General features: G+C 56.2%; 8 protein-coding genes and 1 tRNA gene. 3 read left to right on the top strand and 6 right to left on the bottom strand.

Annotated features, from left to right (window positions below; all coding sequences use genetic code 11):
- Window positions 1–212 precede the first annotated feature (212 nt).
- Complete coding sequence (locus tag Q8Q07_05195) at window positions 213–2,066, top strand: TIGR03960 family B12-binding radical SAM protein (protein MDP3879684.1); 1,854 nt, start codon at window positions 213–215, stop codon at window positions 2,064–2,066.
- Between the two features lie 373 nt (window positions 2,067–2,439).
- On the opposite strand, the gene gyrA is transcribed toward Q8Q07_05195, so the two are convergent.
- From gyrA to Q8Q07_05175, 4 genes are all read right to left on the bottom strand, one after another.
- Entirely contained in the window at window positions 2,440–4,908 is a 2,469-nt protein-coding gene (gene gyrA / locus Q8Q07_05190; GenBank protein ID MDP3879683.1) for a DNA gyrase subunit A, read from the bottom strand.
- Between the two features lie 15 nt (window positions 4,909–4,923).
- On the bottom strand, window positions 4,924–5,754 hold the full coding sequence (locus tag Q8Q07_05185; protein MDP3879682.1) for a tetratricopeptide repeat protein: 831 nt from the start codon (window positions 5,752–5,754) through the stop codon (window positions 4,924–4,926).
- A 71-nt stretch (window positions 5,755–5,825) separates the two neighbouring features.
- Window positions 5,826–7,040 (bottom strand): aspartate kinase, encoded by a 1,215-nt coding sequence (locus tag Q8Q07_05180; protein ID MDP3879681.1) that lies wholly within the window; start codon window positions 7,038–7,040, stop codon window positions 5,826–5,828.
- Complete coding sequence (locus Q8Q07_05175) at window positions 7,041–8,246, bottom strand: cofactor-independent phosphoglycerate mutase (protein MDP3879680.1); 1,206 nt, start codon at window positions 8,244–8,246, stop codon at window positions 7,041–7,043.
- A gap of 136 nt (window positions 8,247–8,382) precedes the next feature.
- Between Q8Q07_05175 and Q8Q07_05170 the strand changes: the two genes are divergently transcribed.
- A tRNA-Pro gene (locus tag Q8Q07_05170) sits at window positions 8,383–8,458 on the top strand.
- A gap of 7 nt (window positions 8,459–8,465) precedes the next feature.
- On the opposite strand, the gene mazG is transcribed toward Q8Q07_05170, so the two are convergent.
- Both mazG and fmt read right to left on the bottom strand, forming a co-directional pair.
- Complete coding sequence (gene mazG, locus Q8Q07_05165) at window positions 8,466–9,242, bottom strand: nucleoside triphosphate pyrophosphohydrolase (GenBank protein MDP3879679.1); 777 nt, start codon at window positions 9,240–9,242, stop codon at window positions 8,466–8,468.
- A gap of 8 nt (window positions 9,243–9,250) precedes the next feature.
- Window positions 9,251–10,195 carry a methionyl-tRNA formyltransferase gene (fmt, locus tag Q8Q07_05160; protein MDP3879678.1) on the bottom strand — a complete coding sequence of 315 codons (945 nt, stop codon included), beginning with the start codon at window positions 10,193–10,195 and terminating at the stop codon, window positions 9,251–9,253.
- 301 nt (window positions 10,196–10,496) lie between these two features.
- On the opposite strand from fmt, the gene dnaA reads away from it, so the two are divergent.
- Window positions 10,497–11,846, top strand: coding sequence for a chromosomal replication initiator protein DnaA (dnaA, locus tag Q8Q07_05155; protein MDP3879677.1), 1,350 nt, complete (start codon window positions 10,497–10,499; stop codon window positions 11,844–11,846).
- Window positions 11,847–11,851: the final 5 nt, after the last annotated feature.

Below are 11,851 nucleotides of genomic sequence, written 5' to 3'. Positions count from 1 at the left end.
CATGTCCATGTGGCGGGCAAAACCGTGGCAGATTGCCGAAAAGCTGTCCGAGAAGACCGGCGTTAAGGTAATTGCCGCCCGGGACGGCATGAAGTTCGACCTGGCGCAGGTGGACAACATCCCCGATTAATCCGTCCCCGATGGCGACCCCGATGAGCCTTTTCCGCATCGAAGCTGGTCTATCTCCCTCAAATTAAAGTATAATGGTTCTTGTGAAAAACGATCCACCCAATCTCGACAAAATACTGCATCAGGTTACCAAACCGGCCCGCTATACCGGTGGCGAGTGGAACAGCATCGTCAAGGACTGGGAGAAAACGCCAATCCGGGTTGCCCTCATCTACCCTGACGTATATGAGATAGGCATGTCCAACATGGCTCTCCCCATCCTCTATGAACTGCTTAATGCCCGGCCGGATGTCCTGGCGGAAAGGGCCTACGCTCCGTGGGTGGATATGGCTGCCGCCTTACGCTCCGCCGGTATCCCCCTGTTCAGTCTCGAGTCACGGCGGCCATTAAAAGAGTTCGATATCATCGCCTTTTCCCTGGGTTATGAGCTTACCTACACCAATGTCCTGGATATGCTTGACCTGGCCCGGATACCGCTACTGGCATTGGACAGAAATGACTCTCATCCGGTCGTCATCGCCGGCGGCGGTACTGCCCTCAACCCGGAACCGATGTCCGACTTTATCGACCTCTTTGTCATCGGTGACGGTGAAGAGGTAGTCCCCGAGTTGCTGGACAGCTTCCGGGACTGGAAAAGCCGGGAGCAGGGAGCTATTAAAGAAGACCTGCTCCGTCAGGTAACAACCATCCCGGGTATCTACGTGCCCTCTCTGTACCAGGTGGAGTACCTGGCTGACGGCCAAGTAAAAAGCATTGTCCCGGCCGTGCCTGAAGCCAGCCCCACTATCCGCCGCCGGATAGTGACCGAGCTGCCACCGCCGGTAACCAGGCCGGTCGTTCCCTACATTGAAGTGGTGCATGACCGGGGAGCCATAGAGGTCCAGCGCGGCTGCAGCCACGGCTGCCGTTTCTGCCAGGCCGGGGTTATCTACCGCCCGGTACGAGAGCGTCCCCAGGAAGAAGTGGTACAGGCAGCCGGGGAGATTATCGCCAACTGCGGCTATAATGAGCTGTCCCTGGTCTCACTGAGCACCGGTGATTATCCCGGTATTGATGAGCTGGTCGCCAGGCTGACCCATCAGTACCCCGGACTGGCGCTCTCGCTGCCCAGCCTTTATATCGACAGCTTCTCCGTAGACCTGATGGACTCGCTCCCCGCCCATAAGAAAACGGGGCTTACTTTCGCTCCCGAAGCTGGTAATGAAAGAATGCGCCGCAGCATCAACAAGAATATCTCGGAAGACGAGCTACTCGAAACAACCACCGCCGTTTTCAGCAGAGGCTGGACCGGCGTCAAGCTCTACTTCATGCTCGGCCTGCCCGGAGAGAGCACAGAAGACATCGAGGACATCATCAACCTGATTGATAAAGTCCGTTCATCGGGCAGCCAGGCTAAAGGGAAGACCCCCCAGATAAGGGTCAATGTATCGACCTTTGTCCCCAAGCCGCACACGCCCTTTCAGTGGGTAGCCCAGGAGGACGAAGCGGCGCTGACAGCCAAACACGAGATGCTCCAGCAGGGACTGCGCCGCAAAGGGGTCAGGTTATCCTGGCACGATCCGAAAGCCAGCTTGCTCGAAGCGGCCCTCTCACGCGGAGACCGGCGTCTGGGTAAGGTCATCCACCGCGCCTGGCAGCTGGGCTGCGTGCTTGATTCCTGGGGAGAACACTTTAATTATGAAAACTGGTCCCGCGCTTTTGCCGAAAACGGGCTTAAGCCTGAATTCTACGCTCAGCGGCAGCGCTCCCTTGACGAGGTGCTCCCCTGGTCTCATATTGATGTGGGAGTAACCCCGGCTTTCCTGAAACGGGAGTACCAGTCATCCCAAAAAAGCAGGGTAACCCGGGACTGCCGAACCGAAGCCTGCAACGCCTGCGGACTGGAAAAGCTCCTGCCAGCCTGCCGGGAGAAACTGGCGTCGAAAAGCTCTCCCTGACCGGACAGTGACAATCCTTGTTCCGTTAACCGGGGCTGCCTGAAAACGGCCGCAGAGTCCATCCCGAAGAAGATGAACTCGTCTGCCAGGTGAGTTCAGTCGAACGATAGCATAGCATTATATAAAAATTTCCGCTCCCCTTGGGGGGGTCTTGTATCAAATGTCATTCTGAGGAACGAAGTGACGAAGAATCTGGGTGCGGGTTAGCGGTGAACCGACACTCTCCACCACTCCGAAACCCTTCGCAGAGTTTATACTGAGCGAAGCGAACGTGCTCAGGGTGACATAGAGGGAATCACTTGTGATACAAAGCTTCCTGGGGGAGAGAGTACCCTGATCTTTATTCGGCTCTCCGCTTACAAATCCATCTTCACTACAGCAAACCGGGTTGAGAGGGTTGAGAGTGGGTAAAGCTGGTGAGCGCCACCACCTTATCACCATCATCGAGCCTCATCAACCTTACCCCCTGGGTGCTCCTCCCCTGAATAGTGATGCCTTTCTTGGGGTCTGTCTCCCGCACCGGCGTGCGGATGACAATTCCATCGGCGGAGACTATCATTACTTCCTGGGATGGAGTGACTACCCTGGCAGCGGCCACCCCCTCCGTCTCCGAGGTAAGCTTAAATGTCTTCACTCCGCTGCCGGCTCGCTTCTGTTTCGGATAATTACTGATAGGGGTAATCTTACCAAAACCGCCGCCGGTAACCGTCAAAAGAAAAGCATCAGGATCGGCGATATCCATACTGACCAGCCGGTCACCCGGCGCCAGCCGGATACCGGCCACTCCGCCACTGGTCCTCAGGCTGGCTCTTAAACTGGATACGGCGAACTTGATTGACTGTCCCTTCTCCGTGACTATAATCACATTGTCCCGGTCAGTAGCCAGACGCGCCGCCACCAGCTCATCCCCCTCCTCCACATCCATGGCAATGAGCCCGCTGCTGCGCACCACCGAGAACCGGTCCAGGGCCGTCTTCTTTACCTCGCCACTGCGGGTCGCCATCAACAGGTAGGTATCCGGCTTAAAGTCAGTTACTGAGACGACATCGGTAACTTTTTCATGCTCGACGATAGGGAAGAGATTGACCACCGCGATTCCCTTGGCTGTCCGTGAACTGCCGGCCGGGATTTCATAGCACTTAAGGCGATAGACCTTGCCCCGGTTAGTAAAAAAGAGGAGGTTGGCATGGGTATCCGCCACCACCAGCAGTCTGACGGCATCATTCTCCCTGGTTACCATGCCGATGATACCCTTTCCCCCGCGGTGTTGCAGCGTGTAGAGTTGAGAAGGCACTCTCTTCACAAACCCCCGGTCACTGAGCGTGACCACCACATCCTGGTGAGGGACGAGGTCTTCTTCGTGGAACTCCACCTCCCCCTGATCACTGATTTCCGTCCGCCGTGGGTCACTATACTTCGACTTTAACTCCTCGACCTCACTCTTGACCAGAGCCAGCACCCTTCTCGGATTCGCCAGCAACTCTTCCAGATAAGCGATTGTCTTCAAGACCTCGGCATACTCATCAAACACCTTCTGTCGCTCCAGATTAGCCAGCCGGCGTAATTGCATGTCCAGGATAGCCTGTGCCTGGATCTGAGACAAACCAAAGTCGGTCATCAGGTTCTGTCTCGCCTTCTCGGCCGTCTCGGACTGCCTGATGGTAGCGATCACCTTGTCTATCTGGTCCAGAGCGATTTTCAGCCCCTCCAGGATATGAGCACGGGCTTTAGCCCCTTTCAACTCAAACCGGGAACGCCGGGTGATAACCTCGCGGCGGAAATCAATATAGCACTGCAACGCCTCTTTGAGACTGATAAGCCGGGGTTGCCCGTCAACCAGGGCTACCATATTGACGAAAAAGGCCGTCTGCATGGCGGTATGCTTGTAGAGGCTATTAAGCACCTGCTGCGGTTGAGCTTCTCTCTTTAACTCGATGACGACACGCATCCCCTGACGGTCAGATTCATCCCGGAGCTCACTGATACCGGTTATTTTCTTGTTGGAAACCTGCTCGGCTATCTTCCCCACCAGGGCAGCCTTATTGGTCTGGTAGGGAAGCTCGGTCACGACAATCTGGCGGTGCCCGGTATCAGAACTATCGGTGATGAGCGCCTTTGACCGGACTATTATCCGGCCACGGCCGGTAGTATAAGCGCTTCTGATTCCGTCCCTGCCCAGGATGATACCGGCGGTCGGAAAATCAGGTCCCTTGACGAACTGGGTAAGCTCATCAACGGTCGCGCCCGGATTCTCAATAAGATAACAGATAGCCTCACATACCTCTCCCAGATTATGGGGAGGAATATTGGTTGTCATTCCTACCGCAATTCCCGAACTGCCGTTAACCAGCAAATTAGGTAACCGTGTAGGCAGCACCAGAGGCTCGGTAAGACTATCATCAAAATTGGGCGTGAAGTCGACCGTTTCCTTATCAATGTCAACCAGCATCTGCCCGGCAACCTCAGCCAGGCGGGCTTCAGTATAACGCATGGCGGCCGGCGGGTCGTTATCAATACTGCCGAAATTACCCTGCCCCTCGACCAGCATATAGCGCATCGAGAAATCCTGCGCCATGCGCACCATCGCATCATAAACGGAGGTATCGCCGTGGGGATGATATTTACCCAGCACCTCGCCCACAATACGGGCGCTCTTCTTAAAGGGAGTATTGTAACGGATCCCCATACCATCCATAGCGAAGAGAATGCGCCGATGGACCGGCTTCAGTCCATCCCTCACATCGGGCAGAGCGCGGGAAACGATGACGCTCATCGCGTAGTCAAGATAAGAGCTACGCATTTCATCTTCGATGTTTATCGGCCGGGTCTTACCTAGAACCATAGCAGCATAAACCTCCTATTCTTCGCTTTCCACATCATCATCACCATCCGTAACGTCCCCTGATAATACTTCCGTCTCCTCGCCGCCGATGATGGTATAGCTTGGCTCTCCGGGTAATTCCTGCTCGTACTCAATCTCGCGCCGGATAATCCTGTCCCCTATCCTGTCGGCAACATAGGGCCGCAGGCCCTCGGTACTTTTCGGCGGTGGAAACGAGAGACGCCCCATCTGCTCGGGACTCTTGAACACCTCCCTGATAATGACCTTCACCGCGTCTTCCGTGGAGCTGATAATAGCCGCCGAATACCTGTTCCCGCCCTCTATCAACTTGACCAGACGTTGTCCGTACCTGGGGTCAACCTGTCCCAGGTACTCGCCCCGGCTGTTCTCCGCCAGTAAATTAGACCCGGATACCTTCAGCTCTACCCGGCTACCAGCCACCATTTTAGCCAGTACCCCCGGTGGCGCCAGGTTATATAAATCAACCACTCCCGCCCGGCCCACCTCTTCGATGAATTGATTGGGCTCAACCTTCTGGTAATCACCCACCGAAGTATCCGTCGCCTCGTCCAGATGGGACAAACGGTTGAAATTTTTGCTGGCGATAGAATTGTAGGGATCAAGCTCTATCGCTTTCTGGTAAGCTTTCTTCGCCCCGGAATAGTCCCCCAGCTCCATATAGGCCCTGCCCAAACGGTTATAGGCCTCAACATCGTCAGGAAAAAGTTCCAGCAGGCCCTGATTAGCCGCTACCGCCTCCTCCCAGCGACCCTCCATCGCCAGGGCTATCGCCTGTTTACTGGACTGGCGTCTCAGCCTTATCCCTTCTTGCTCCTGATATGACATGCCGAATATCTCCCTGAGATTTAATCAACCCTTCATTTTACTCCAGCCAAACCAGTTAAACAAGGCTATTTCTATACATCCAGCTTAAATACCCGGTGCAAGGCGTTGACCGCATCTTTAATCCTGGCTTCATCAATAATACAGGTTATCCTGATCTCGGACGTAGAAATGAGCTGAATATTTATCCCGTGTTCACTGAACACCCTGAACATGCTGGCGGCATATCCCGGCGTATTCTGCATTCCGGTACCGACGATACTGACCTTACCCAGGTGAATATCACTGACACACTCGGTCGCCCCGATTGACCTGGCGATAGGTTCCACCACCTTCATCGCCTGGCTGAGCTGGCTCTTGGCCACCGTGAAGGTCAAATCCGTGATTTTGTTGATACTAGCATTTTGCACGATAGTATCGATGCTGATATTGGCTTCGGCCAGCGGCTCGAATAGAGCCGCGGCAATACCCGGACGGTCAGGAACACCAACCACCGTTATCTTGGCCACATCCAGGTCATGAGCAATACTTCTCACCTTGTTGCGTACTTCCATTGATGCTCCTCCATGAATCAGTGTCCCCGGCTCTTCCGTAAAACTTGAAGCCACCATAATGGGGATGTTAAACAGTTCCCCCAGCTCAACTGCCCGGGGGTGCATTACCTTGGTCCCTTCGCTGGCCAGTTCCAGCATCTCCTCATAGCCAATCTCAGGCAGCTTTTGCGCCGTGGGTACAAGCCGGGGGTCAGCGGTATAGACCCCTTCCACATCGGTATATATCTGGCAGACCTCCGCCCCCAGACTGGCCGCCAGGGCCACCGCCGTAGTATCAGACCCCCCCCTGCCCAGCGTGGTTACATCCATTTCTTCAGTGATCCCCTGAAACCCGGCCACGATAACAATATTCCCTTTCTCAAGCTCCTTGGTTACCCGTTTCGCCTCAACCTTCAGGATGCGGGCCCGGCTGTAGGTAGCATCAGTCTGTATCCCCGCCTGAGCGCCGGTAAGGCTGATCGCCTCGTAGCCCATATCCCTCAGGCTCATCGCCAGCAATGTGCTGGAAACGACTTCTCCGGTGGACAGAAGAACATCCAGCTCCCTCTCGCTGGGCTGTTCGGTAATCTGGTAAGCCAGACTGATTAGATCGTCGGTGGTATCTCCCATCGCCGAGACGACCACCACGACCTGATTACCCTTTTCCCTGGTAGCGGCAATACGCCGGGCCACGTTCTTGATCTTCCCGGCATCCGCCACTGACGAACCACCGTATTTCTGAACAATCAAAGCCATTTATTCCTGTCCTTTTCTGACCAATCTGCCCATAATACTACACCCCGGGTCAATAAACAAGTCTCTTCCGGCAGCCTCGGTTTCGGTGAACCTCAGCGCACCGTTGGGAGCGAAGCCGGGACCCCAGAGCAAAAAGGGGACCGGCTCCGGGCTGTGCGTCTGCGTCCTGACCGGAGTCGGGTGGTCAGGCATCACCAGCACCCGCAGGGCGTCCCTGCGCCAGGAACGGAGCCGGCGGGCAATTCCCTTATCCACTCTCTGTATCGCTTCTATCTTATCATCAATCGAGCCGGCATGCCCCGCTTCATCCGCCGCCTCAACGTGAATAACCGCCAGGTCATACTTACCGAGCGCCGCCAGCGCCCCTTCCGCCTGGGCATCGAAATCATTATCCAGCCCGTCTTTCACGCCGGGTATCTCCAGGACCCCGATCCCCATCATCAATGCCAGCCCCCGCAGCACATCAACCGCTGAAGTCAATGTCGCCTCCAGACCGTAGACCTGCCGGAAAGACGGCATCCCCGGCGGGCGCCCGCTTCCCCAGAAAAGCCAGACCATAGTGGCCGGAACCTCTCCGCGCTCCTGCCGCCTGATATTCACCGGGTGAGTCCGGAGCACTTCCCTGGAACGCTCCATCAGCTCCAGTAATATCTCGCTCCCCTCCCCCCGGGGCAGAAACTCAGCCACCGGCTTACCCGGAATGTCATGCGGGGGGGTACACTGAGCCCGCAGCGCCGGTTCATACCCCCTGAGCTTACAAATGTGGCGGTAGCTGACGCCGGGATAAAAGCGGACCCGGTCATCGCCCAGGCTTTCATTCAATGCCGAGATGAGCGACTGCGCCTCTTCAGTGCTGATGTGTCCGGCGCTGTAGTCCCGCATCTTACCATCGCCGACCGCCACCAGATTACAGCGGAAAACGACCTCACCCTCAGTGACCGGAATCCCCATACTGGTAGCTTCGATAGCCGCCCGGCCCTGGTAATAGACACGCGGGTCATAACCAAGCACGGACATACAGGCGGCATCGCTGGAAGGCTCCATCCCGGCGGGTACGGTACGCGCCCGTCCCACTATACCTTCCCGCGCCATAACATCGAGGCTGGGGGTCTGCGCCAGTTCAAAGCAGGTCTTGCCGCCCCTCTCAGGGAGTGGCAGACCGGCGGCGCCGTCAATTATCAGAACGCAATACTTCAAAGTCGGCAATTCTATACCATCTCATAATTTACTACCTTTTGCGGCAGGTGTAAATAACCATCACTATTGAAAACTGGACAGCGGTGGGTTCATTCAGAACCGGTCACTTGTCTTATTCCGCCCGTCAGCTTATAATGGATGCTTACGGGGCGTAGCGCAGTCGGTAGCGCGCAGCGTTCGGGACGCTGAGGCCGGAGGTTCAAGTCCTCTCGCCCCGACCAGTATTTTTTACTCCACCCTCCTCTTCGCCTCTTCCCACAGGGCGTTCTGCTCGGCAAACGAAAGGTCGGCAAAGCTCATCCCGCGCTGGCGGCAAAGCTCTTCCATAGCCGAGAAACGGCGGTAAAACTTCCGGTTGGCTTCCCTCAGCGCCGCCTCAGCATCAATCTCCAGATGGCGGGCAACGCTGACCAGGGTAAAGAGCAGATCGCCGAACTCCTGCGCTCTCTGCTCATCGGTAGCTGACTGCTTAAACTCGCCGACCTCTTCAACCAGTTTGTCAATCACACCGTCAATATCCTCCCAGTCAAAACCGACCCGCGCTACCCGGCGCTGGATTTCCTGGCTGTAACCCAGGGCCGGCATCTGTCTGGGGACACCATCCAGCATTGAGGCATCGCCGCGCGCTTCACGCTTAATATGCTCCCAGTTGCGCAGCACTTCCGCGGTACCGGTTACTTTCAGCGACCCGAAGACATGGGGATGACGCTGCACCAGCTTGGTGCTGATACCGGCCAAAACATCCCCCAGCTCGAAGTCCCCGGCTTCACGGGCAATCTGGGCATGCATCACAATCTGCATCAGCAGATCGCCCAGTTCTTCGCGGAGCTTCCCGGTATCCCCTTCATCAAGCGCCTCCAGCACCTCATAGCACTCTTCGAGCAGGTTTTCCCGCAGGGAAGCGTGGGTCTGCTCCCTGTCCCACGGACAGCCATCAGGCGCCCGCAGCCGGGCGATGATATCAACCAGCGTATCAAACCGCTCCAGGTTTTCCGGTAAAGACAAAATACCTCCTAATCGGAAGGCAATATCGCGCCGATAAATTGCCGCTGCCCCCGCAGGAACTCGGCGGCGGACATCACTCGCTTTCCCTCCATCTGCACCCGCAGGACACCTAATATCCCCTCACCGGTACCTATACCTAAAACCGCTCCTCCCTCGTCATTCAGAGCAATAACCTCCCCCGCCTTCCCGGCACCTTCCCCGGCTAGAGGCACCGCCTCGATTATCCTGAACTGCTTTCCCAGCCAGCGGGTGTAGCACCCCGGCCAGGGGTGAAAGGCCCGTACCCGCCGCCAGATAACCCCCGCCGGGAGCTGCCAGTCAATCTCCCCCTCCCCCTTGGTAAGTACCCTGGTATAGGTAGCCGCAGCCTCATCCTGGGGCTGAGGAGTGATCTCGCCTTTGACCCAGCGGGGCAAGACCTCCAGAAGCAGCCCCGCGGCAACACGGGACAGCTTCCCGGCAAGCGAACCCGTAGTATCCGAAGCTGAAATTGGTATCTGCGCCCTGGTCAGGACGGGGCCGGTATCCATGCCCCTGTCCAGCAGCATGATGCTCACCCCGGTGAACTCTTTCCCCGCCAGGATAGCCGCCGCCACCGGTGAGGCCCCCCTGAACTCGGGCAGCAGGGACGGATGGATGTTGATGCAGCCATGAGCGGGAACATCCAGGACCGCCTGCGGTAGAATTTGACCAAAGGCAGCCACGACCAGCACATCAGGCTGCAGCTCAGCCAGTTGCGACACAGCCGCCTTATCCTTAAAATTGACCGGTTGCAGAACGGGGAGGTTCCGCTCCAGCGCCGCCCTCTTTACCGGGGAAGAGACCAGAGAACGGCCCCTGCCCGCCGCTCTGTCAGGCTGAGTATAAACGGACACCACCTGGTATTGATCGAGAATTAGCCGCTCCAGAGAAGGCACGGCGAACTCGGGAGTACCCATAAAAATAACTCGCAAACCCAGTCCTCCCGCCAGTAATTGTAACATCAAATATTTTCGATAACAACAATTCCCCCCACGCCTATCAGTGAAATACTGGTCAAAACCAGAAGCCTGACAGACCTTGCAAGAGCAAAGGATAGGCCGAAACTGACCAGCAACCAGTGACACAAACCTTGCCAGTAAGGATGGCCGGTATTATCCTTGGTAATGTTCCCCGCTAACTAGCCCCGGTTGTTACCATCATCACTGAAAGAGCCTGAATGACGCCTCATCTTTGGGGGTTAAATCTTTAAGGGTACCGAAAACGGAGAATGCTTTGACGGAAATCAGGTCAGCGCAGCAAATCTGGAAAGCTGCCTTAGGAGAACTCCAAATCCAGGTCAACGCCCCAAACTACCGCACCTGGCTGGCAAACACCGCAGGTCTAAGCTATCAAGACGGTCAGTTTGCCGTTGCCGTACCCAATACCTTCGTCGCTGAGTATCTGGAGAAGAACCAGCGTTCCTTGATTGAAAGAGTGCTTACCGGTCTCACCCGGCACGAAGTCCGGGTACAGTTCAGGATAGACTCCTACCAACAGTACCCTGCGAGGAGCATCCGGGAGAAAAATATCCCGGCGCAGCAGGCCAGCTTTCCCCTGCTTAACCCGAAGTATACTTTCAGTTCCTTCGTCACCGGCAGCAGCAACCAGCTAGCCCACGCTGCCGCCCTGGGGGTAGCCCAAAACCCGGGACACAGCTACAACCCGCTCTTTATCTACGGCGGGGCGGGACTGGGCAAGACCCACCTTTTACAGGCTATCGGCAATATGTCCGTAGCCAACAATATGAATGTCCTCTACGTCAGCGCCGAAAAATATACCAACGACCTGATGCAGGCAATCCGCGAGAATAAAACCGAGGCTTTCCGCAATAAATACCGCAGCGTTGATATGCTGCTGGTTGACGATGTCCAGTTTTTCAGCGGTAAAAAGCAGACCGGAGAAAACTTCTTCCACACCTTCAATGAGCTGCATGACGCTAACCGCCAGATTGCCATCACCTGTGACCGTCCCCCCAGGTCCATAGCCCTGCTGCCGGAACGGCTGCGTTCCCGGCTGGAATGGGGATTAGTTACCGATGTTCAAGCGCCCGACTTTGAGACACGCCTTGCCATCCTGCAGGCCAGGGCCAAACAGGAACCCATCGACATTTCCGAGGACGTGCTCGAACTTATCGCCCTCCAGATTCAGCAGAACATCAGGGCGCTGGAAGGCTCTCTAAATCGCGTTGTCGCTTACGCCCGGCTGGTCAGGACCATGCTCACTCCGGCCCTGGCCGCCCAGGTGCTGAAGGATATCGCCGATAATGAAACGAAAGCCGCCCCGGTCACACCCGCTCTGATAATGGAAGCCGTGGTGAGCAGTTTCCAGCTCACTCCGGCCGACCTCAAGGGACGGAAAAGGGATGCTGAGACCGCCCTGGCACGCCAGGTGACGATGTATCTCATCAGGCAGGAAACCGAGTGTTCACTGGCCGAAATCGGGCGGGAACTGGGGGGTAGAAGTCCGGCGACAGTCAGCTATGCTTATCAAAAAATATCCAGTGATATCAACAACATTCCATCCCTGAGACGGAAAATATTTGAAATCCAACAAGGGTTACATGTTGTTTCCCCCGCTGACTAACCTCT

The sequence above is a fragment of the Dehalococcoidales bacterium genome, assembly GCA_030698765.1.
GTDB lineage: Bacteria > Chloroflexota > Dehalococcoidia > Dehalococcoidales > UBA2162 > JAUYMF01.
This window is presented reverse-complemented; position numbering and strand designations above follow the sequence as displayed.